Origin of the sequence: Mesoflavibacter sp. (assembly GCF_964226795.1) — a bacterium.
GTDB lineage: Bacteria > Bacteroidota > Bacteroidia > Flavobacteriales > Flavobacteriaceae > Mesoflavibacter > Mesoflavibacter zeaxanthinifaciens.
Genome location: NZ_CAXQQP010000005.1, coordinates 231,871 through 255,750, shown reverse-complemented (window position 1 = coordinate 255,750; position 23,880 = coordinate 231,871). Strand labels below are relative to the sequence as shown.

Genomic DNA, 23,880 nt, shown 5'->3' with positions numbered 1-23,880 from the left:
AGCGACTGTTAAAGTCGCTTTTTTTATTTCTTCTTTTTTAATATATTTTATTTTGGATCGTTTTTAGTTTGAATGTTAAAACACAAATACACTTCTACCCTATTTTTATGCACTACAATATTTTTGTTTAGTGTAAGTTTTGCGTTTTCTCAAACACCAAAAGATAGTACTGCTGCGGTTAATGATTCAATTAAAAAAGCCAACTTTTTAAACCGTTTAGGTAATGGTTTTTTCCCTACCAAATTTTTAGATATTGATCTAAGATACTTAGTCAAGTTTAACCAATACGAAGGATTAAGATCTGGGCTTGGCGGACAGACAAGCAATGAATTTTCGGATAAATACCGAATCAATGCTTACTTAGTTTATGGTTTTGTAGATAAAAAATCTAAATATAGTATTGGTGGCGGTGTTAGAGTTGCTCCAAAAACCAATACATGGATTAACCTTTCGTATACTGATGATTTACAAGAAACAGGAAGCACGCAATTTATTTTAGACAAACGCTTTTTTCAGTTTTTTGAGCCTCGATTATTAAACATAGACCTATTTCATAAGCACATCACTACAAAACTATCTGTCGAGCATGAAATTTCACCTAAATTATTAACCGAGACTCAATTTTCAACAAGTAATATTAGCCCAACTTACAGTTATAATTTTATTGCTAATAATTCTATCTACCATGCGTTTGAAGTATCACTTGCTAAGATAGCTTTTCAATATAATCCGTTTGATAAATTTGATGTAAAAGGTAACAAACAAACATTGGTTAAAAGTGGTTTTCCTAAATTTACTTTACAATACACTAAAAGTTTTAAAGACGTCTTTGGTGCAGACTTTAACTTTTCTAAAGTAGATTTTAGAACAATTCAAAAGTTTAACCATAAGAATAATGCTAATACATTACTAACATTTACTGCTGGTTTTGCTCATGGTGATACGCCTTTAACTCATTTATACCATGCTTACCCGAATAATATCAGAAAAGAAACCATTTTACAACGTTTTTCTGTAGCAGGCATAAATAGTTTTGAAACTATGTTTTTTAACGAGTTTTTCTCAGATAAGTTTACCACATTTATTGTAAAGCATTATTTTTCTCCTTTTAAAATTACAGAACGTTATCAGCCACAATTAGTTTTAATTTCTAGATATGCATTAGGTAATATGAGTAATATTGACAGGCATCAAAATCTTGATTTTAATACGCTTGACAAAGGTTACACAGAAACCGGATTTGAAATTAACAAATTGCTTTTTGGTTTTGGCTTAAGTGCTACTTATAGATATGGTGCCTATCACCTACCAAAAGAAGAAGATAATATTGCTGTCAAATTCACTTTCAATATTACTCTGTAAACTTATTTGAATACTTTTAAATAATGTAAAGCTTTTAAAATATTTTAAAAATTATAAAGCAAACAATATTAAAAACATTTTTAACCTTGATTGCCTAGTAAATACATTGGTTTTACATACCTTTGCATGATTTTTTGAAGCAATATGTTAAAACTTTTTTCAAATAACTTCTGGGATTTTATAGCACGTAAAATTTTGCGTAACAAAATTGGTATTCTATTAGGCATTATTGTCATTACCATTCTATTAAGTACGCAATGGAAATACATGCGTTTTACATACACAGAAGCTAACCTTTTACCAGACGACCACGAAGTAAACATTAAGTATAACGAGTTTTTAAAAGTCTTTGGTGAGGAAGGTAATTTGATTGTTTTAGGTATAAAAGACACTAAACTTTTTACTGTTGAAAAACTTAATGCATGGAATAACTTATCAGAAAGTTTTAAATCTGCTCCAGAGGTAGAGACTGTAATTTCTATAAAAGATCTTCAAAAACTTGTAAAAGACACAGATAAAGAACAATTTAAATTAGAGCCTTTTATAAAAGATTCTATAAAGTCTATTGCTCAAATTGAAACTTTGCAAGACGAACTTTTTAATAAATATCCTTTTTACGACAATTTTTTATTTAATAAAGAAAGTAAAACAGTAAGAACAGCTATTTATCTTAAAAAGGATATTGTAAACACACCTGCAAGAAAAGACTTTGTCTTAAATAATCTTGAAGAAAAAATTAAAGAATTTGAAAGCTTAAATGATATGCAAGTACGCGTATCTGGTATGCCATATATTAGAACATTAAATGCTCAAAACATAGTTGATGAGATTAATCTTTTTGTAATAGCAGCTCTTGTTGTTACATCTTTAATTTTCTTTTTATTCTTTAGATCTTTTAGAGCTACTTTAATTTCATTAGTGGTCGTTTGTATTGGTGTTATGTGGACACTTGGATTTCTGGGAATGCTTAAATACGAAATTACAGTACTTACTGCATTAATACCACCATTAATTATCGTTATTGGTATACCTAACTGTATTTTCTTAATCAATAAATACCAACACGAAGTAAAATCTCATGGTAATAAAGTAAAAAGTTTACAACGTGTTATAACCAAAGTTGGTAACGCCACGTTAATGACTAATGTTACCACTGCATCTGGGTTTGCAACATTTATTTTAACAGAAAGTACGTTATTAAAAGAATTTGGTGTTGTAGCATCGTTAAGTATACTTGCCATTTTCATACTCTGTTTGCTTATAATTCCTATAATTTACACCTTTTTACCTTATCCAAAAGAGAGACATTTAGAACATTTAAACAAACGTTGGATTGGTGGTTTTGTAAATTGGATGGAACATATGGTTAGAGAAAAACGTATTACCATTTACATTACGTCCTTAGTGCTTTTAGTAGTTTGTATAATAGGTATTTATCAAATACGTATCTCTGGAAGTTTAATAGAAGACATGCCAAAAAAGGCACAATTCTTTAAAGACATTCGTTTTTTTGAAGAAGAATTTAATGGCATTATGCCATTAGAAATTATGGTAGACACCAAACGTAAAAAAGGCGTTATGAAGCTGTCTACTTTAAAACGCATGGATAAAATTGAAGAGTTTATTGTAGAAACTCCAGAATTATCAAAACCAATTTCAGTTGTAGATTTAGTTAAATACTCAAAACAAGCATATTACAACGGAAATCCAAAATACTATCAATTACCTACTAGTCAAGAAAACAGCTTTATTTTAAGCTATGCTAAAAATTCGTCATCAGACGTAGATTTACTTTCAAATTTTGTAGATAGTACAGGTCAATATGCACGCATTACCACCTTTATGAAAGATATTGGTACTGATAGAATGGAGCGTATTCAAGAAAATTTACAAGAAAAAATAGATAACACTTTCCCTAAAGAACGTTACAATGTAACTATGACTGGTAAAGCGTTGGTATTTCAAAAAGGAACAAAATACTTAGTCAAAAATCTAGCTATTTCGTTAAGCTTAGCCATTTTATTAATCTCATTATTTATGGCATATATGTTCCGTTCATTCAGAATGATAGTAGTGTCGCTAATTCCTAACCTTTTACCTTTAGTAGTAACAGCAGGTTTAATGGGTTATTTAGGTGTACCTATAAAACCATCTACAATCTTAGTATTTAGTATTGCTTTTGGTATATCTGTGGACGATACCATTCACTTTTTAGCTAAATATAGACAAGAGTTACAAGCCAATAACTGGAAAATTAAAAAGTCGGTTTATGGCGCTTTACGCGAAACTGGCGTTAGTATGTTTTATACATCTATAGTACTATTTTTTGGATTTTCAGTATTTATCATTTCTAGTTTTGGTGGTACCGTTGCACTTGGTGCTTTAGTATCTGTAACGCTATTATTCGCCATGCTATCTAACTTACTATTGTTACCATCATTACTACTATCTTTAGAAAGAAATATTGCCAATAAAGAAGTATTAAAAGAACCTTCAATAAATATTATTCCCGAAGAAGACGATGAAGAGGCATCTATTTCAGATAAAGAATAAATAAAAAACTCTATTTTTGAATTAAAATTTTTTAAAATGAATCAATATACAGTCGCTACATTATTAGAAGAAACTAAATTTCAAGAAGTACATATAAAAGGTTGGGTACGTACCTTTAGAGCAAATCGTTTTATAGCTTTAAACGACGGTTCTACAATTAATAATATACAATGTGTAGTTGATTTTGAAAATACAGATGAAAACATCTTAAAACGCATTACAACTGGTGCTGCTGTTGCCATTACTGGAGATTTAGTAGAAAGTCAAGGTAAAGGCCAAAAAGTAGAGATTGCTGTAACAAATATTGAAATTTTAGGAGATTCTGATCCAGAAACTTACCCTATTCAACCTAAAAAACACACGTTTGAGTTTTTAAGAGAAAATGCACACTTACGCACAAGAACAAACACGTTTAGTGCAGTGATGCGTTTAAGATCTGCATTATCTTTTGCCATTCATAAATATTTTAATGAAAACGGATTTTACTACATGCACACGCCAATTATTACAGGTAGTGATGCAGAAGGTGCAGGAGAAATGTTCCGCGTAAGCGCATTAGACCCTAAAAATCCACCATTAACAGAAGACGGAGACGTAAACTATAAAGAAGACTTTTTTGGTAAAGAAACTAACCTTACAGTTTCTGGTCAATTAGAAGCCGAAACTTACGCAATGTCTTTAGGTAAAGTGTACACGTTTGGACCAACATTTAGAGCAGAAAACTCTAACACATCACGTCACTTAGCAGAGTTTTGGATGATTGAGCCTGAAGTAGCTTTTATGGATCTTGCAGGTAACATGGATTTGGCAGAAGATTTTATGAAAAGTGTGATCACTTACGTTTTAGAAAATTGCCAAGACGATTTACAGTTTTTAGATGATCGTTTATTTAACGAAGAAAAAACAAAACCACAAGCAGAACGTAGCGATATGCGCCTAATAGAAAAATTAAAGTTTGTAACAGAAAACAACTTTAAGCGCGTAAGCTATACAGAAGCAATAGATATTTTACGTAATAGTAAACCAAACAAGAAGAAAAAATTTAAATATATTATAGAAGAATGGGGCGCAGATTTACAATCTGAGCACGAACGTTTTTTAGTTGAAAAACACTTTAAATGTCCTGTAATTTTATTTGATTATCCAGCAAATATCAAAGCATTTTACATGCGTTTAAACGAAGACGGAAAAACGGTAAGAGCAATGGATATTTTATTCCCTGGTATCGGAGAGATTGTTGGAGGATCACAACGTGAAGAGCGTTTAGACGTTTTAAAAGAAAAAATGTCTGCGTTAGATATTCCAGAAGAAGAATTATGGTGGTACTTAGACTTACGCAAATATGGTACTGCAGTACACTCTGGATTTGGTTTAGGGTTTGAGCGTTTAGTTATGTTTGCAACAGGTATGACAAACATTAGAGACGTTATTCCTTATCCAAGAACACCTCAAAACGCAGAGTTTTAAATAAATCATAATCCTACAACTATTTAAATTCTTGTAGGATTTTTTTATTATTTTTATAATTCATCATAATCTTTATGCTTAAACAATATTTACAGTTCAAATTATCGCAAAAATTGTCTCCGCAACAAATTCAATTAATGAAATTGATACAGTTGCCTACACAAGCTTTTGAACAACGTTTAAAGCAAGAATTAGAAGAAAATCCAGCACTAGAAACTGGTAAAGAAGAAAGAAAAGACGATTTTGATGATAATTTTGACAACAGTCAAGATGATTATGAAGATAACGATAAGATTGAAGCAGAAGATATTAATGTTGATGATTATTTAAGTGATGACGAGATACCAGATTATCGTACAAGCGCAAATAATTACAGTGCAGATGATGACGAAAAAAGTGTCCCTTATGCATCAGGAACAACATTTACCCAACATTTAATAAATCAATTAAACACGTTTAGACTATCTGACGAAGAACGAGATATTGCAGAATTTTTAGTTGGAAGTGTAGACGAAAGCGGTTACATAAGAAGAAACTTATCAGATATTGTAGACGACTTAGCCTTTACACAAAGCGTTTATACGGATGAAGAAAAAGTAGAAAACATACTTAAAAAAGTACAACAATTAGATCCTGCTGGTGTTGCAGCAAGAAGTCTTCAAGAATGTTTAAGTATTCAATTACATCGTAAAGAAAAACATCCAGATGTTGAGCTTGCAATTGAAATTATAGATCAAGCTTTTGAAAAATTCACAAAAAAGCATTACAAAAAATTAATGCAAAAGTTTGATGTCAATGAAGAGCAATTAAAAGAAGCTATTCATGAAATTGAACGTCTTAACCCTAAACCTGGCGGTTCTTATGCTGGCAATAATCGTATTGTAGAGCATGTAGTACCTGACTTTGCTATCAAAATAGTTGATGGCGAATTAGAGCTTACTTTAAACGGTCGTAATGCTCCAGAACTTCATGTATCTAGAGAATACAATAACATGCTTAAAGGCTACAAAGAGTCTAAAGATAAAAGCAAACAGCAAAAAGATGCAGTGTTATTTATAAAACAAAAATTAGATGCTGCAAAATGGTTTATAGAAGCTATAAAACAGCGTCAACAAACACTTTTTGTTACGATGAGTGCGATAATGCATTATCAAAAAGAATACTTTTTAACAGGTGACGAGCGTAAGCTAAAACCAATGATTTTAAAAGATATTGCTGACGAGATTGATATGGATGTTTCTACAGTCTCACGCGTTGCAAATAGTAAATATGTAGATACACCTTATGGTACCAAATTGATTAAAGAATTTTTCTCAGAATCAATGACTAATGATCAAGGTGAAGAAGTATCTACTAGAGAAATTAAAAAAATATTAGAAACTGTTATTGAAGAAGAAGACAAGAAAAAACCTTTAACAGATGCAGCTTTATCTAAAATTTTAAAAGAAAAAGGATACCCTATAGCAAGACGTACTGTAGCAAAATATAGAGAACAGCTTGATATACCTGTAGCAAGGTTAAGAAAGACCATTTAATGAAGTGGTTAATAAAAAGCATATCATTTATTTTCCATCCTATTGTAATGCCTTTAATTGCAGTAGTATTTTACTTTCATAAAACACCAAGATTTATACCAGAACAATGGGTTGATGCTAAAATTATTTCCCTTACTATTCTTTCTGTATTTTTACCTATATTAATTTATTATCTATTAAAAACCTTAGGAAAAGCAGAAAGTATTTATCTTAAAAGTACTGAAGAAAGAATTTTCCCTTTACTAATTAATATCTTTATAATAGGTTTAATTATATACCGTGTATTTCCATCGTATCAAATAATAGAATTATACTACTTCTTTATTGGTGTATTAATATCTAATATTACCGCTTTAGTTTTAAACATAACTAAATTTAAAGTTAGTTTACACATGACTGCTGTTGGTGGTGTTTTTATGTTTTTTATTGGATTTGCTATTCACTTTAGCAAAAATATAAATGGCACGTTGGCACTAATGGCTATTATTACAGGCGCTATTGCTACTTCTAGGCTATATTTAAAAGCTCATACTCTTAAAGAACTTATAATAGGCTTAATGATAGGCGCTATACCACAAATTATAGTAGAAAATTATTGGCTATAAATTTAAAGAATATAAAACATCAAACCTATTTTGATATCAGTCATATCAATAGGATTGTTATTGACATTACTATTGTCAAAAATTGGGTTTAATCCGTAGTATAAATGAAAATTCCAAGTACTATAACCTGCACTTAAGGTTAACCCATATTGAAGCGTATTAAAGCTATCTATTTGCTTTATTCTTATGTTTTCAGGCTCTCCTTCGTACTTAGAAGAGTTAGAAAAAACATAACCAAATTTAACTCCAGTATAAATTCTCCAGAAATTATATTCTTTTGCTGTAGATGTTCGCCATCTAAACTCGATCGGTAATTCAACTATTGAAGTGTAAAACTTATTTTTAGAGTAATTAACATCATCATTAATTACAGAAAAATTTATCTCCTTATTATTTTCAGTGATTAACAGATTTTGGTTATAACTATTAAAAGATAAACCTAAACCAACTCCTATTGATTTGTTTCGTTTTTTATTAATTGGCATATCCCTTATAAAACCAAAGTGAAACCCGCTTGAAAACTTATTTTGATTAACTCCATTGGGTTTATTGTTTAGTAGGTTATAAGTAACACCTAAATAAAACTGATCTTCTCTATAAAGCGAATCTGTTACGTTAGGAAATGGAGATTCTTCTTCTTGTGCCAAAAGAGACGTATAACTAAGTATAAAAAATAATATTAACCTAAACTTCATTTTTAAAACTAATAAGTATAAAGGTATAAAAAACAAAAGGTGTTTTGAAAATCAAAACACCTTTTGTTATAAAATTAAGAGTATTCTTATTTAAGTGCACTACCTTTTTTAGTAGTGTAATTAATTTTAAGTTGTCCAGCTTTACGTAAAGCTTGTTCTATATCAGAAACTAATCCCATATTTGTTGATTTATCTACTTTTAAAGCAGTAATTAACTTAGGAATTTCTTCTTCACGTTTACTAGCACGTTCTGCAGCAACAAAAACACCTATATCGTTTATATTGGCAAGCTTGTCATTTAACTGAATTCTTGCTTCTGTACCATATCTGTCTTTATAACTGTCACTAGGTGGACCTGCATAAATAAACATGATTAAATTTTTCTGACCTAATTTTTCAGTATCTGCAGCAGACGGCAAATTGTTTTTTATCTTCAAACTACTGTCTCTCATTACGGTTGCTACCATGAAAAAGAATAATAGCATGAATACAATATCCGGTAAAGATGCTGTAGAAATTGCTGGTAGCTCATTACTACCTTTCTTTTTAAATTTTGACATAGTTTTAAATTAAAATTGTGGTTCTGCTTTAGATATGATTCTAGGATATTTTTTCTTAATATTCTCTATCTTATCTTTTAGTTTCTCGCTTTTAAACTCTGAAGACTTAGAGTCATCATAAGTTGCTTCCATTTCTTTAAAAGAACGGTTGTAAAGCTTTTGAGATAATCTTTCTCTTAACTCAGAATAAGCGCTTACTAGTTGATCATAAACTGTAATAAACGTCTCATAATCTGTAGCTCTAGAGTGAGTTATCGAAATAATCGCTTTTGTAGGATGATCTGATGATTCTGGATTACGTTCTCCACTACAGTAATCACATCTCTCTCCTTCTGCGCTTTGCCCGCCTCCGTTATCAATAAACTTTAATGCAGCAGCTTTAAGATCTTTAATCTCCATTAAATCTCCTTCAACCAACATCTGGTTGCTCTTGTTAAGCTCAACTGTAAAGATATTCTTCTGCTTAATTTTAACTTCTGGTGGCGGAATATCTGGTGGTAACTTAGAGTTAATACCAGAATCCACTTCTATAGTCGTTGTTACTAAGAAGAATATTAATAATAAGAAGGCAATGTCAGCCATAGAGCCTGCATTAACTTCTGGTGCTGATCTTTTTGCCATAATTTATTTTATTAATTTTTTGATACCTGAGAATAACATTGCTCCTGCTGCAGTTAGTATTAACACATAAAATGCGATTAATCCTGCTCCAACCATATGAGATTCTCCTTCTGTAGCTGGGTTACCTCCGTACTTGTAAACCATCGTATCTCCTCCTGATACAGCATAAGATACAATTAGCACTGCTAAGAATGCTCCTACACCTATTAACGTATTTTTTAGAGATCCAGTATTTGAAAATAAATTTTTAAATACAAAAATGATTACTGATAAAAGGATAATAAAAAGTACTATGTATGCTACATAAGACATGTAGTCTACAACAGCATTGTCTCCTGCTTTAATAGCTTCGTCTCCTGTTGCTAAAATACCAATTAATAAACCTATACCAGCTAAACTCAATACTAAAGCAACTATTTTTAAAATCTTGTGCATAATCTTTAATTTTTAAAGTTAGTAATTGAGTGAATTATTTCTTGTACTTAGATAACATATCGATTAAAGTGATAGAAGAATCTTCCATGTCATTAACGATGCTATCAATTTTTGCAATAATGTAGTTATAAAAAATTTGTAAGATAATTGCTACGATAAGACCAAATACTGTAGTTAATAAGGCTACTTTAATACCTCCTGCCACTAATGATGGTTGCATATCTCCAGCTGCTTCAATTTTATCAAAAGCTTGGATCATACCAATTACCGTACCCATGAATCCTAACATTGGTGCTAATGCGATAAATAAAGAAATCCAAGAAACGTTTTTCTCTAATTGTCCCATTTGTACTCCTCCGTAAGCTACTACTGCTTTTTCTGCAGCTTCTAAGTCTCCATCTGCTCTATCTAAACCTTGGTAAAAGATAGAAGCAACAGGTCCTTTTGTATTACGACAAACTTCTTTTGCAGCTTCAATTCCTCCAGATTGTAAAGCGTCTTCTACATCTTGAGTTAATTTTTTAGAATTTGTAGTAGATAAGTTTAAAAAGATAATTCTTTCAATAGCAATTGCTAAACCAAGAATTAAACATAATAATACAATCCCCATAAATCCTGGTCCACCTTCTATAAAACGTTTTTTAAGTTCTTGGTGGAATCCTAATTCTTCAGCTGGCGCATCTGCAGCTTCATTAGAATCTTCTTGAGTTAAGACTACAGTTGTTGCAGTTGTCATTGCAGCATTTGCAGTTGCGTTAGCTGTTCCGAAAGCCATAATACATGCTATAGCTAGGATAGAAAATAATCTTTTCATTTTGTTCTTCTTAATTTTATTAGTTAAAGTGTTAAAGATATAAAAAATTATGTAATCTGAAATAAAAACTACGCAGAGAGGAAGGGATTCGAACCCTCGATACGCTATTAACATATACACACTTTCCAGGCGTGCGCCTTAAACCACTCGGCCACCTCTCTGTAATTACTTATTTGTTCTTACAGCACGGCAAATAACAAAAAAATATTCTAAAGCTGAAATTTTAGACGTTAATTTTAGGTCATTTCACCTCTTAAGGACGTTTCAAATATGGTTTTGAATAAGTTAGGAGAAATATTTTGCCCCAATAAATACATCATTTTTACTAAAGCAGCTTCTGTAGTAATGTCTTTTCCAGAGATTAAACCTATTCTTTTAAGGTTTTCGCTAGTTTCGTATCTTCCCATAATTACACTTCCTCCAGAACATTGGGTAACATTAACTATATGTATTCCTTTTTTTGTGGTTTCTCTTAATAAATCTAAAAACCATGGTTCTGTAGAGCAGTTTCCTGCCCCATAAGTTTCTAATATGACACCTTTTAACCCTTCACTTTTAAAAATTGACTCTAAAACTTGTTTTGTGATACCTGGAAATAGTTTTACAAGCGCAATATTTTCATCTAAATTTTTATGTACAATTAAGTCTTTTCTTGGGTTTGGCTTCCACAAGTATTCATTATTAATTTTAAGATGTACACCGCTTTCTGCTAAATCTGGATAATTTAGGCTTGCAAAAGCTTCAAAATGTTCTGCGTTAATTTTTGTAGTACGGTTGGCACGATACAATTTATATTCAAAATACAAACACACTTCTTTAATTATGGGTTTATTATAATATTGAAGGGATGCAATTTGAATGGATGTAATTAAATTTTCTTTAGCATCTGTGCGTAAATCTCCTATTGGCAATTGTGATCCAGTAAAAATGACTGGTTTTGCTAAATGCTCTAACATAAAACTTAAAGCTGATGCTGTATAGCTCATGGTATCACTACCATGAAGCACGACAAAACCATCAAAATCTTCGTATTTGTCTTCAATAATTTCAGCAATTTGCGTCCAATATTTTGGTTGCATGTTACTAGAATCTATTGGATCTTTAAACGATATGGTTTCTATATTACAGTCTAATAGCTTTAACTCTGGAATGCGTTTAAGAAGATTGTTAAAATCGAAAGCTCGTAACGCTCCAGTTTCTGGGTCTTTTATCATACCAATGGTTCCACCGGTGTAGATTAAAAGTATGTTAGGTATGGTTTTAGTCATTTCGATTTATGATTTTTAGATTAAATACCAAAAACGTCTTTTGAATTTTCTGTAGTAATCTCTGCTATTTTTTCTTCTGAAACTTGATAAATATCCGATAATTTTTCTAATACTTTGGTAATGTAACTGCTTTCATTACGTTTACCTCTAAATGGTGTTGGCGCTAGATAAGGAGCATCGGTTTCTAAGACGATATGTTTTAAATCGATTTGATTTAAAAACTGATCTATTTTTCCGTTTTTAAACGTTGCTACGCCACCAATTCCTAACTTCATATTATAGCTAATCGCTTGTTTTGCTTGTTCAAAATTACCTGTAAAGCAATGAAAAATACCGTATAATTTATCTGCTTTTTCTTCTTCTAAAATTTCAAACACCTCATCAAATGCATCACGACAATGGATTACTATTGGTAACTCGTGCTGTTTTGCCAATTGTATTTGCTGTCTAAAGGCATCTTGCTGAATTGATAATGTAGATTTATCCCAATATAAATCTATTCCTATTTCGCCAATTGCATAAAACTTGTGCTTATCCAACATGTCTACTACATGCTCTAATTCTTTATTATAATTATCTTTTACATGTGTTGGATGCAAACCTGTCATTAAAAACACATTGTTAGGATAATCTTTTTCTAAAGCTAACATACCTTCTGTGTAAGTGCTATCTATTGCTGGCACAAAAAAACGTGTCACTCCTACGTCCAAAGCACGTTGCATCATTTGATCTCTGTCTTCGTCAAAAGCTTCACTATATAAATGTGTATGGGTATCTGTAATTATCATGTTGCAAAAGTAAAAAAGTCATCTTGTTTAAGATGACTTTTTAAGGCTTATTTAAAATTGATTTTTAATCTAGCTTATTGAGTAATTTTTGTGCTTGCTTATAATCTTCGGCATCTTTAGGAACGCTTTTCAAAATGTTTTTACAAGCTTCTAAATTATCTTGTTTTAATTTGCTTAAGGCTAAATACCACATCGCTTTATTTTTATAGATTGAATTACCTTCTGATAATCCTTTTAATAATTCATCTGCTTCACTAAATTGATTGGTTTCTATTAACGTGATGCTTTTATAAAGTTGAATTTCGGTATTACCAGAATCTTCTTCTAAAATTTGATTAAAAAGCAACTCTGCCTCTTCATAGTTTTTAGTATTAAATGCAGTTTCAGCTTCTTTTAATACTGCATCATTATCGCCTCTTACCGTTAAACTAATTTGATCGTAATTAGCAAAATCTGAATAACTTGGATCGCCCGAAAATTGATTAAACACAAAGAAACCAAGTAACAACACAACACTTGCAGCTATTGCAAACTTGTAAAAACCAGATGATTTTTTCACGTTTACTTCTTCTTGTTGCGCATTTAGTTTTGAAAAATAATTATGAGATATACTGTCTAAATTAGCTCTAAAATCCATTGTTTTTTCTTCGTTACCAATTTCGTGATCTAAGTGCGCAGAAATATCTTTATATATACTAAAAGACTTCTTAAAAGCTTTGTCGGTTTCTAATCTAGTTTCAAATGCATTTGTAGCATTTTCATCTAAATTGCCTGACAAATAATCTTCAAAAAGGATGTAATCTTGTTCTTCCATAAAATTAATAATTTAGCTGATTAAACGTTGGCGACTCTTGGACCATTTTTGTTAGTTGTCCTATGCATAACGATTTTTTCTTTCGCGCATAAGCGTAACTTACATTAAGACTTGCTGCGACTTCTTCCATAGATTTTATTTTAAAAGTTGCATTAAGTAAGTCTTTACAAGCTTTTCCTAATTGGTCAAACATTTGATTAAATAGGTTTTGCTTGTTTTCAAAAATGGACGTTTCAAACACAAATTGAGCTGCATCGTCATCTTTAGATAACACCTCTTCGTTAATTGTTACCTCCTTATTATTAATTTTTTTTAAAGTATTTAACCATTTACGCTTACACAATAAAAAAAAGTACGCATCAAAAGGACAAGTTAACTGTAAGTTTTTCTGTATTGCTTGGTTATAAATGGTAATAATGGTGTCTTGTACTACGTCTTGCGCATACTCTTCGTCACCACTATTTTGCTTCACATAGTTAATTACTTTAGGCACAAACTTGTCATATATAGTCTGTATGATAAAGGAATTATTATTGACCAATCCATCTATATACTTCTGGTCTTCGTGTACTTTTTTATTACTCATAAGCCCTTTGTTTTAAACGAATTTAAAAAAAGTTGAACAAAATAGGGTAACAATTTTTAAATGGATTTGATATAAAGGTGAATAAGCCAAAAAGGCAACACAACTTAAAACAAAACAACAATTTAAAAATTAGAAATTATGAAACGTACAATTTTAATTATCGCAACAGTAGTATTTGGATTATTAAACCTTAACGCTACAACAATAACAACAGAGCCTAACAGTGTAACAACTGCAACAATGACCAAAGACGATTTAGTAAAAGTCTATGATTGGTATGTAAAAACAACTACTGGTGAATTTAGAGGCACAGCAAAAACATTATTTGACGCTAAAAGACGCGCCAATTTAGTTGGACAAAACGAAGTAGTATTAGAACAAAAAATCAGCAACTATTTCATTTTAAAAAGTGAATTAAATAAAAAAGAAAGCAGACTGTACTTCTGGGAAGTAAAGAGCGAAAAAGGTGAAGCTAAAGGATTTTCAACTTCAGAAGTTTCAGCAAAAAAGATGATTCAATTAGTTGCCAAAGGAGACGTAATCTCTTATAAAATCATAGCTAGTAAACGATTAAAATAAAATTAATAAAAAAACAGGGTAACAAAATCATTACCCTGTTTATATAAACGTGTAACACATAAAAATTAGAAATCATGAAAACTTTAATTAACACAAAACAAATTTTAGGATCTTTATTATTAACTACATTATTATTTAGTAGTTGTAAAACAACAGACGACAACGATTTACCTCCGTTTGAAGCAAATCCAGCAACTGCACAAGAGTTTAAAAACATTAAAGATGAAGCGTTAGCAGATATTACTCAAAACTTCAGTTTTAATTCTGACGACGGATATATTACATTAACTTCAGAAAACGGTGTGCAATTAGGAATAAACGGAGATTGTTTAACCCTTAACGGAAACGAAATTACAGGTAACGTAGATATTGAGTATGTTGAAATTTTTGAAAAAGGTAACATGCTAACCACTAACAAACCTACAATGGGTACAATGCCTAATGGCGATAAAGCTATGCTTTTAACTGGTGGCGAATTTTTTATCGAAGCGACTCAAAACGGTCAAATTTTAGATACAAACTGCGCATTTAACTTATCAATACCAGCAAGTTTAACTGGTGGAGCAGACCCAGAAATGGTACTTTGGGAAGGTACAATTGATGAAGATGATAATCTAACTTGGGATGAAGTTGAAGATGCAACTGGACAAGGTGGCGTTTTTGTAGAAGGTGGACAATATTATGCCTTTTTAAACAACTTTGGATGGTCTAACGTAGATCGTTTTTATAGTGATCCTAGACCAAAAACTCAAATACAAGCACAAGCACCAGTAGGATATAACTTTACAAACAGTGCTATATATTTATCGTATGACGGAGAAGATACTGGTCTTGCAGCCTTAGACACTTATGATGGCGAACTAAATTTATTCAGTGAGCATTATGGACAAATCCCAATTGGTTTAGAGTGTCATGTTATTTTTGTAACCGAAGATAATGGTCAATGGAGGTATGCTATTAAAGCAGTTACGATTGCAGAAAATGATATAATCACATTTAGTTTTGAAGACACTTCAGTAACCTCAGAAGCTAGTTTAATTTCAATCATAAATGCGCTACCATAATCAATTTACCTACTTAGCAAAAACCAGAAATTTACGTTTCTGGTTTTTGTGTTTTACCAAATCAAAATAATTATCGTTACATTTAATTACTTAATTCACAGAGTCATGAAACATTTAATCGCTATAATCCTATCTGTCTTTGCTGTTGTTTTGTGCTATTCTCAAGAAAATATTGCAAAAGACACCACGCAACGCATAGCTACAATAGAGCATAAATTTGAAGGAAACCAAGTAAAGTTTACACCAAACGCGCCAGAATTAAATCAAATTGCTGGAGCACCTAAAGCGTTTTATACTAATTACTGGGAATTTGGTGATGGCACCTACAGCAAAGAAAACAACCCTACAAAAACCTATAAAAAGCCAGGTGAGTACGAAGTCCGTTTATGGGCAACCAACAATTACGACACTGGCAAAACACCAACCTCAAGACCTAAAAAAATAAAAGTTACCAATGTAGATAAAAGCTATAATGAGGAAGCTAGTATGACTACAAATTTTGATTTACAACGCAATCGCGAGCCTGTGCCAGAAGAAGAATTTGTCATTATTGTTAAGTACAAAAACACCAAAGATTATGTAACCAACGGTAAAGTTTTTCTGTTTTATAACGAAAAACAATTTAAAGCAGACAATTTTGAAATTTCAGAAAGCAGAATGTACCATAATGAAAATGAAATTAGCACCGAAGATTTAGTATTCACTTCCAAATTAGATACAGATAATTATTACGCTTCCGCGGAAAACAAAATACTTAAACTACAATCTAAACTTCAAGATTCTACCGAAAAACAAAACCTACCATTAACCTTGGAAGAATCTAAAGCTAAATACAACAACAGCACTGCGTTTACCTTTAAAAACATGCAACCAAACGAAGAGCGCAACGTATTTTACACCATAAAAACAACACCAGAAATGATTAAAGATACTAGCGCTATTGTTAGCGTTAGAGGTATTTACGTACCAGATGAAAATTACGATAATCACAACGTTAAAGACATGGAAATGGAAATAGTCACTTCTCATGATCCAAACAAAATGTCTACCAGCGCTTTTTTAATGAATTATAGATTGGTACGTTATAAAAAGCCAAAATTTAAAATCAAATTTCAAAATAATGGCGAAGGACCTGCAAGAACAATCCGTTTAGAAACTGATATTCCAGAGATTTTCGACAAATCAACTATTGAGGTTTTAGACATGTACCCTAAGGTTAAAATTTGCCCAAAATACGATGTAGAATACAGTTGTTTAGATACTACGTATACGCAAAAACAAGCCATTTTCACCTTTAAAAACATTTACTTACCTGGTAGCGAGCAAAAAAATGTCAAAGAATACGACTCGACAAAAGGTTTTGTAAAATACAGAATTAAGTTTGGTAAAAACTTTCATAAAATTAAAACCAAATCAAGAACAGCAATCATATTTGATAAAAACGAACCTATAATAACCAACTACTCCACTACTCGATTTATGCCTGGTATTTCTATTGGTGCAAAAGCTGGTTATAATTACTTTTTTGATTTAGACAATTCTAAAAGTTATTTTGTTGGCGCAACACTTTCACCTTACAAATCGTATCGATTTTATTGGCAAGTCGAGTTATTAAATAGTTTGCATGAGTTTGATGGTAGCACTCAAATTTCAGAGCAGTTTACAGATAATGGTGCTACTGGCGAATTACTTTTTAGACGCACAACAACATCTACCAGCTATAACAATATAGATTGGGAAGTTCCTGTTTTATTAAGGTATAACGTTAATAATTACATTGGTTTGGGTGCTGGTTTACAAGGTATGATTTCGGTAAGTCAAAAAGAAAGCACAACAACAACCATAGAAGATTACGAAAACATAAATACGGTTCCTGGAGCTTTGATTAGTAGCGAAACTATATCTACTGAAAACAAAGCATCTTTTACCAATTTTAGAAGTGGTTTTTTAGTTGAAGCTACAGCTGGTTTTGCCAGAATCGGACCAAGCATTGGTGCTAGATACATTTTTAATTTTAAAGACAATTACAACTATATGCAGTTTTATGCGATTTGGAAATTTTGATAAAAAACGAATTAACTTATAAATGAAATACAGCCTCATTTTCCTTCTTCTATTTTGCTTTTCTACTGCTTTTTCTCAAGATTTAGAAGAGGCTATTTATGTGGCTACAGAAAATTTTAATACTAATAGAACTGCTGAAAGTTTTTCAACTTTACTAAAAAAAGAAACAGATTTTAGACCAAAAATCAAAACTATTGATGAGCAGTTAGCGTATTTCTTTTTATTGATTAATAAAGGACATTATTTAGACAATATAAACAAACAACCACAAGCTATTTTGGCTTATCAAACTGCTTGGAATATTTACAACAAATACCAATTAAGCACTATTACAAACTATGACGTAATAGACTATTGTCTAAAACCATTAGGTATTTTATATAATAAAGTTGGCGATTACACCAATGCAGAAAACACAATAAAGCAATACATTTTTATCGCTGAAAAAAACAAAAATAATCCACAACGTATTGCAGGCGCCATCAATTTAGCACAATTATATTTTACAGCAGGAAAATTTGATGAAGCCATAAAAACTTCAGAAAACGTACTTCAAGTTTCTGGCTTAACTTCTTCTAAAAAAGAAAAATTATTAGCCATAAAAAACAACAGTCAGATTGCTTTAAACAAATCTGAAGTCACTACCATAAATACCAAAAATCCAGAAGTAAAATATAATCTAGCCCTAAAAAACAAAGACTACAAACAGGCATTATTGCACTTACGCGAAATAATTACAGAGGAATATAGTAAGCCTGAATTCTCTGCCAGAGCAATTGCCAAATTACACGTGCTTAATGCGCAACTTCATTTAAAATTAGACCATAAAAATGCTTGTGCTTTAGAGCTAAAAAATGCTTTAAACGTTTTATTACCAAACCATGACGCAAATATCTTACCCAAATACGAAGATTTATATGCAGAAAATACGTTTATTGATATTTTTGATTTACTTGGCAATATTCAAATTAGCAGTATAAATGCTTTAGATTGTTACGACCGTAGTTTTTATGTCTCCAATTTATTAACAGAAAATATTACTTCTCAAGAAGCAAAATTGCGTCATGCAGATAAAAACAGAAAACGAAGTGAGGCTTGTATAGCCATACTTTATCAAGATTTTAAAACCTTAAAAACGCCAAATATTATTGTAAAAGCTTTGGCTTATGCCGAAAAAAACAAAGCATCAATTTTAAAAGAAACTATTGCTAAAAAAAGTCTTTTACAACTTCACCCAAAAGATACTTTGCTATTAAGAGAACAAGTTTTATTAACGAAACAAGCAGATTTAACCAATCAACTTATAAAAGCTGAATTTGAAAAAAAATCTGAAACAGTTAATGACCTAAGCTATAAATTATCCAAAATAAGCAACGACTTAAAAGTACTAAAAAACAAAATTGACTTAAGTTACCCCAACGATAAAAATGAAAACTTTATTGATGATTTAAAACAAAAACTAAAAAAAGAAAAAGCGTCTTTAGTCGAATATTTTTATGGTGAAAATGATATTTACACCTTCATCATTTCAGATAAATCTTTGCAGTTTTTCAAACTAAAAAGAGACAAATCTTTTGATACTTCAATTTCTAATTTTATAGGTTATTTTAATTCGCCAAACGCCATAAACAATGATGTATCTAAGTTTACAATAGATTCATTTAACATGTATCAACAATTAAAATTAAATCGTGTAAAAGCTTCTAATGACCTTATAGTAATACCAGATGGTTTTTTAAATTTTATTCCTTTTGAAAGTTTGCTTTCAAAAGAAACAAAGACAACCAATTATAGCAAAATGCCTTTTTTAATAAAAAAACAATGCATTGTTTATAACACAAGCGCAGAAATATTCTTAAAAGGAAAGCAACCAGAATTTGATGATCATGTATTAGGAATATTTCCTGTGTTTAAAAACACTAAAAAGGCATTAACTTTTTCTGAAGACGAAGCAAAAAGTATAGATCAATTTACAGATGCCAAGTTTTTAATGTACACTAATGCAACTAAAAAAGACGCTTTTATACAAGCGGATAATTATGGGATTTTACATTTTTCTACACATGCAGATGCAGGTAGCTTTAGTATACCCGCAAATATCCAGTTTGCAGACGACAATCTGTACTTAAATGAATTATACACAAAACAATTAGATAATAATTTAGTTGTTTTAAGTGCATGCGAGACTGGCATTGGTAAACTAAACAAGGGTGAAGGCAGTATGAGTTTAGCCAGAGGATTTCAATATGCAGGCATTGATCAATTAATATTTTCTCTTTGGAAAGTTAATGACAAATCTACATCCCAAATTATGCATAACTTTTACAAAAACTATAACAAATTTGAATCTGTAGCTATAGCAAATCAAAAATCTAAACAGCAATATTTAGATGATAAGTCAATAACTAACGCAAAAAAATCGCCTTATTATTGGAGTGCTTTTGTCTATTATGGAACAACCACGTTTAAAGGAAAATCATCTATATTAATTTACTTACTTTTTACTTTTATTGGTTTAGCTATTACATTACTTTTATGGTCTGTTATTAGAAAACAAAAACATGGAAGACAAGCTTAAAGATTTTTTATTAGGACAAGATTATGTTCGTGTAAAGTTAAAACTTACTAAAACTAATCACTTTGAAATTAAAGCTACCATAAACGGAGTTAAAGGATTGTTTATTCTTGATACTGGTGCTTCTAATAGCTGTGTAGGATTTGAAGCTGCAGAAAAATTTGACTTAAAAAAAGTTAAAGATTCCAAAATATTAGCTGCAGGTGCGGGAGCAATAGATATGGCTACTCAAATTTCAAAAAAAAATAAAATAAAAATTGGACGACTTAAAATAGACAAAGTATCTCTTGTTCTATTTGATTTAAGTCATGTAAATATAGCTTTAACAAATCATAACTCTAAACCTGTTGATGGAATTATCGGTGCAGATATTTTAAAAAAAATAAAAGCCATTATAGACTACAATAAAAAATATCTTTACCTGAAGAAGTTTAAGTAAACATTTTTTATAACTTTAAATTAACTAAATCTACAATAAATGAGTGTTTCTATTGTCATAGCAGATGACCATCCTTTAATGTTAAGAGGTTTATCCGATTATATTTCTTCAAAAGGATTTAATATAATAGGTAGTGCAGAAGACGGAAAAACAGCCTACAACCATATTGTAAAACTTAAGCCAGATTTAGCGCTTTTAGATATAAGAATGCCAGGTATGACTGGACTAGAAGTTGCAAAAGCATGTTATAAAAACAATTTACCTACAAAGGTAATACTTATAACTTTTGATAATGAAGAACACCTTTTTGATCAAGCTAAAGAATACAATGTCTATGGTTATATACTAAAAGAATTTGCTATAGAAGAAATTGAACAATGCATAAATAGCGCTATAAAAGGTGAACCTTATTTTAGCCAAGAAATTGCTTCATATTTAAATTCAAAAATTAATTATTCTAGCAAAAACTTAAATAAACTTTTAACGCCGACAGAATTAAAAATTTTAAAATTGGTTTCTAATGAAATGTCAAGCTTAGAAATCTCTGAAACACTTAACTCTTCTATTAGGACAGTTGAAAAGCACAGAAGCAATATTGTAAAAAAACTAGATTTAAAAGCTTCTCAAAACGCACTAGCCATTTGGGCACAGTTAAACAAAGAGTTTATAAAAAACACTTAATACAATGTCTAAATATTTAAAAGAAACTAAGCAAACCCAAAGTAATACAATTATTTTGGGTTTATTTTTTAAGAGTTTTCGTAACATTTTCGTAAATATACGTAGACCTACGTATTTCACAGAATGTATTTATGCATTACTTTAGCATTGCTATTAATCAATTTTGGGAAAACTGAAAAAGGCTCTAAACCACTTAACCAAGGTTTGGGGCTTTTTTATTAAAAAAGGTTTTCGTAATGTTTTCGTAAATATACGTAGACCTACGTATTTTGTAAGAATTTTATATCATATAATTTAGCCTCGCTATTAAAATCAATTTTGGGAGAATTGATTAAAAGCCCTATTCATGCCTCTTTGTTTAGGGCTTTTCTACTTATTACAACTAGAAGTTTCGTTATTTTTTCGTAAATATACGTAGTAGTACGTATTTTATTTAATAAACATTACAATTACCTTTACAATGCTATTAATTAGTTCTTAGGGAGAATTATATTTTTAACTCTGCATCATATAATGGTGCAGGGTTTTAATTTTAAATTAAAAAAACAACAAAATGGACACAAGCAGATCAAAATACAGTAGTATGTTTATATTATGTATCATATTACTAGCAGTTGCAGTGGTTGCATTTAACTTATACTGCCTTTAAAGCATAAAAAAAGAGCTACTAAATAGTAGCTCTTTTTTTTATAACCTATTTACTTTTTTAAAGTTCTAATGCTTTCTTAATATCGTTATCCATTAATAACTCAGAAGGATTTTCTAAAGCTTCTTTTACAGCTACTAAGAAACCAACACTTTCTTTACCATCAATAATTCTATGATCGTAAGATAATGCAACGTACATCATTGGATGAATTTCTACTTTTCCATCTACAGCTATTGGACGCTCAATAATATTATGCATTCCTAAAATACCACTTTGAGGCGGATTAATAATTGGTGTCGATAACATGCTTCCAAATACACCTCCATTAGAAATTGTAAATGTACCACCTGTCATTTCATCAACAGTAATTTGTCCATCTCTAGCGCGTAAAGCTAAACGTTTTACTTCTGCTTCTACACCTCTAAAGGAAAGGTTTTCTGCATTTCTTATTACTGGTACCATTAGTCCTTTTGGACCTGATACTGCAATACTTACATCTACAAAATCGTAAGAAATCATTTCTTTACCATCTATCATAGAGTTAACAGCAGGATACATTTTTAATGCTCTTACAACTGCTAATGTAAAGAAAGACATAAACCCTAAACTAACTCCGTGTTTAGATTTAAATTCTTCTTTGTATTGTTTACGTAATTCAAAAATTGGTGTCATGTTAACCTCGTTAAATGTAGTTAACATTGCTGTTGTGTTTTTAGCTTCTACTAAACGTTCTGCTACTTTACGACGTAACATAGACATTTTGCTACGAGATTGTCCTCTATTTCCTCCTGTTGGAGTACCCATAGATGGAACTGCTTTTACTGCATCATCTTTTGTAACACGACCATCTTTACCTGTACCTTGCACAGCACTTGCTTCTATACCTTTTTCTGCTAAAATTTTCTTTGCAGCAGGACTTGCTGTACCAGATGCATAAGTTTCTTTTGCTGGGTTTGGTGCTTTTTCTTCTGTATTAGGTGTAGATTTTTGATCTTGTGCTACATCTTTTTCTGCATTACTATTTCCACCTTCGTCACCACCTTTAAAGGTTGTACTTTCTGGCGCTTCTGCACTAGTATCGATTAAACAAACAACTTGTCCTACCTCTACAGCGTCTCCTTCTTCAGCTTTTAAGGTAATAATACCACTTGCTTCTGCTGGTAGTTCTAAGGTAGCTTTATCGCTATCTACCTCTGCAATTGCTTGGTCTTTTTCTACATAATCACCATCTTGAACTAACCATTCTGCTATTTCAACTTCTGTGATTGATTCGCCTGGAGAAGGCACTTTCATTTCTAAAATCATTGTAATATAATTTTATGCTTGTGTTTTGTTTTTTTATTTTTTACTAAGTTGGAATCCTTTGATTTTGTTTACTTCATCTAGAAGAAAAAACGCTTCGCCAGTTCCGTTTTCAAATGTTACTATATAGGTATGTCCTGTTCGTACTATATCTTTTAACTCTCTACTTTTTATTTTACCTAAAGCTTCAGCATTAATTTCATTTTTAAAAAAAGTGTTTACTTTTTCTAAAGTAAACGTTTTTTTAAAATTATCATCTAACATGTTATAAATAGCTCTGTAATTATCATTATTGTAATGTTTTGTAAAGATATCTACCGTTGTTTTATAATTAGTCTTTTCTGTATCTTGAGAAAACCCTATTGCAAAACTTAACATAGCTACAATTAATACTATTCCTTTTTTCATCTTTATTGAATTAAAA

The 23,880-nt window shown here is 30.8% G+C and carries 22 protein-coding genes and 1 tRNA gene; 11 read left to right on the top strand and 12 right to left on the bottom strand.

The window, feature by feature from the left end; translation table 11 throughout:
• Nucleotides 1-72 precede the first annotated feature (72 nt).
• The 5 genes from ACEQT4_RS03415 to ACEQT4_RS03395 all read left to right on the top strand — a co-directional run bounded on the left by ACEQT4_RS03415 (nt 73) and on the right by ACEQT4_RS03395 (nt 7,522).
• Complete coding sequence (locus ACEQT4_RS03415) at nt 73-1,362, top strand: DUF5686 family protein (protein WP_370226024.1); 1,290 nt, start codon at nt 73-75, stop codon at nt 1,360-1,362.
• A gap of 144 nt (nt 1,363-1,506) precedes the next feature.
• The gene (locus tag ACEQT4_RS03410; RefSeq protein ID WP_370226022.1) at nt 1,507-3,915 is read left to right on the top strand and encodes an RND family transporter; all 2,409 of its coding nucleotides are present in this window, start codon (nt 1,507-1,509) and stop codon (nt 3,913-3,915) included.
• A gap of 36 nt (nt 3,916-3,951) precedes the next feature.
• A complete protein-coding gene (gene asnS, locus ACEQT4_RS03405) occupies nt 3,952-5,382 on the top strand; it encodes an asparagine--tRNA ligase (RefSeq protein ID WP_370226020.1) in 1,431 nt (476 codons plus the stop codon).
• Between the two features lie 74 nt (nt 5,383-5,456).
• Nucleotides 5,457-6,917: an RNA polymerase factor sigma-54 gene (gene rpoN, locus ACEQT4_RS03400; RefSeq protein ID WP_370226018.1), complete on the top strand. Its 1,461-nt coding sequence runs from the start codon at nt 5,457-5,459 to the stop codon at nt 6,915-6,917.
• The gene (locus ACEQT4_RS03395; RefSeq protein WP_027879487.1) at nt 6,917-7,522 is read left to right on the top strand and encodes a hypothetical protein; all 606 of its coding nucleotides are present in this window, start codon (nt 6,917-6,919) and stop codon (nt 7,520-7,522) included. The genes rpoN and ACEQT4_RS03395 overlap by 1 nt, the downstream gene beginning before the upstream one ends.
• A gap of 2 nt (nt 7,523-7,524) precedes the next feature.
• Here the strand turns inward: ACEQT4_RS03395 and ACEQT4_RS03390 are convergent, their stop codons facing one another.
• The 10 genes from ACEQT4_RS03390 to ACEQT4_RS03345 all read right to left on the bottom strand — a co-directional run bounded on the left by ACEQT4_RS03390 (nt 7,525) and on the right by ACEQT4_RS03345 (nt 14,103).
• Nucleotides 7,525-8,217 (bottom strand): porin family protein, encoded by a 693-nt coding sequence (locus ACEQT4_RS03390; protein ID WP_370226017.1) that lies wholly within the window; start codon nt 8,215-8,217, stop codon nt 7,525-7,527.
• An 86-nt stretch (nt 8,218-8,303) separates the two neighbouring features.
• On the bottom strand, nt 8,304-8,777 hold the full coding sequence (locus ACEQT4_RS03385; RefSeq protein WP_370226016.1) for an ExbD/TolR family protein: 474 nt from the start codon (nt 8,775-8,777) through the stop codon (nt 8,304-8,306).
• Nucleotides 8,778-8,786: 9 nt separating this feature from the next.
• The gene (locus tag ACEQT4_RS03380; protein WP_370226014.1) at nt 8,787-9,398 is read right to left on the bottom strand and encodes an ExbD/TolR family protein; all 612 of its coding nucleotides are present in this window, start codon (nt 9,396-9,398) and stop codon (nt 8,787-8,789) included.
• Nucleotides 9,399-9,401: 3 nt separating this feature from the next.
• Nucleotides 9,402-9,833: a hypothetical protein gene (locus ACEQT4_RS03375; RefSeq protein WP_027879491.1), complete on the bottom strand. Its 432-nt coding sequence runs from the start codon at nt 9,831-9,833 to the stop codon at nt 9,402-9,404.
• A 34-nt stretch (nt 9,834-9,867) separates the two neighbouring features.
• The gene (locus tag ACEQT4_RS03370; RefSeq protein WP_027879492.1) at nt 9,868-10,647 is read right to left on the bottom strand and encodes a MotA/TolQ/ExbB proton channel family protein; all 780 of its coding nucleotides are present in this window, start codon (nt 10,645-10,647) and stop codon (nt 9,868-9,870) included.
• A gap of 73 nt (nt 10,648-10,720) precedes the next feature.
• Nucleotides 10,721-10,808, bottom strand: a tRNA-Ser gene (locus ACEQT4_RS03365).
• Nucleotides 10,809-10,883: 75 nt separating this feature from the next.
• Nucleotides 10,884-11,915 carry an asparaginase gene (locus ACEQT4_RS03360; protein WP_370226013.1) on the bottom strand — a complete coding sequence of 344 codons (1,032 nt, stop codon included), beginning with the start codon at nt 11,913-11,915 and terminating at the stop codon, nt 10,884-10,886.
• Between the two features lie 20 nt (nt 11,916-11,935).
• Nucleotides 11,936-12,703 (bottom strand): TatD family hydrolase, encoded by a 768-nt coding sequence (locus ACEQT4_RS03355; RefSeq protein ID WP_370226012.1) that lies wholly within the window; start codon nt 12,701-12,703, stop codon nt 11,936-11,938.
• Between the two features lie 64 nt (nt 12,704-12,767).
• Nucleotides 12,768-13,517 (bottom strand): tetratricopeptide repeat protein, encoded by a 750-nt coding sequence (locus tag ACEQT4_RS03350; RefSeq protein WP_370226010.1) that lies wholly within the window; start codon nt 13,515-13,517, stop codon nt 12,768-12,770.
• A 4-nt stretch (nt 13,518-13,521) separates the two neighbouring features.
• Entirely contained in the window at nt 13,522-14,103 is a 582-nt protein-coding gene (locus ACEQT4_RS03345; protein ID WP_106677396.1) for an RNA polymerase sigma factor, read from the bottom strand.
• A 138-nt stretch (nt 14,104-14,241) separates the two neighbouring features.
• Here ACEQT4_RS03345 and ACEQT4_RS03340 point away from each other — a divergent pair, with 138 nt between their 5' ends.
• From ACEQT4_RS03340 to ACEQT4_RS03315, 6 genes are all read left to right on the top strand, one after another.
• A complete protein-coding gene (locus ACEQT4_RS03340) occupies nt 14,242-14,682 on the top strand; it encodes a hypothetical protein (RefSeq protein WP_370226009.1) in 441 nt (146 codons plus the stop codon).
• A gap of 74 nt (nt 14,683-14,756) precedes the next feature.
• A complete protein-coding gene (locus tag ACEQT4_RS03335; protein ID WP_370226007.1) occupies nt 14,757-15,746 on the top strand; it encodes a hypothetical protein in 990 nt (329 codons plus the stop codon).
• 105 nt (nt 15,747-15,851) lie between these two features.
• Nucleotides 15,852-17,810: a PKD domain-containing protein gene (locus ACEQT4_RS03330; RefSeq protein ID WP_370226006.1), complete on the top strand. Its 1,959-nt coding sequence runs from the start codon at nt 15,852-15,854 to the stop codon at nt 17,808-17,810.
• A 22-nt stretch (nt 17,811-17,832) separates the two neighbouring features.
• Complete coding sequence (locus ACEQT4_RS03325) at nt 17,833-20,388, top strand: CHAT domain-containing protein (protein WP_370226004.1); 2,556 nt, start codon at nt 17,833-17,835, stop codon at nt 20,386-20,388.
• Nucleotides 20,372-20,824, top strand: a complete 453-nt coding sequence (locus ACEQT4_RS03320) for a retropepsin-like aspartic protease (protein WP_106677388.1) — start codon at nt 20,372-20,374, stop codon at nt 20,822-20,824. The genes ACEQT4_RS03325 and ACEQT4_RS03320 overlap by 17 nt, the downstream gene beginning before the upstream one ends.
• 39 nt (nt 20,825-20,863) lie before the next feature.
• Nucleotides 20,864-21,505, top strand: coding sequence for a response regulator transcription factor (locus ACEQT4_RS03315; protein WP_027879502.1), 642 nt, complete (start codon nt 20,864-20,866; stop codon nt 21,503-21,505).
• Nucleotides 21,506-22,211: 706 nt separating this feature from the next.
• On the opposite strand, the gene odhB is transcribed toward ACEQT4_RS03315, so the two are convergent.
• Both odhB and ACEQT4_RS03305 read right to left on the bottom strand, forming a co-directional pair.
• Nucleotides 22,212-23,459, bottom strand: a complete 1,248-nt coding sequence (gene odhB, locus ACEQT4_RS03310) for a 2-oxoglutarate dehydrogenase complex dihydrolipoyllysine-residue succinyltransferase (RefSeq protein WP_106677385.1) — start codon at nt 23,457-23,459, stop codon at nt 22,212-22,214.
• A 33-nt stretch (nt 23,460-23,492) separates the two neighbouring features.
• A complete protein-coding gene (locus tag ACEQT4_RS03305) occupies nt 23,493-23,864 on the bottom strand; it encodes a DUF3887 domain-containing protein (RefSeq protein WP_370226003.1) in 372 nt (123 codons plus the stop codon).
• Between the last annotated feature and the right edge of the window lie 16 nt (nt 23,865-23,880).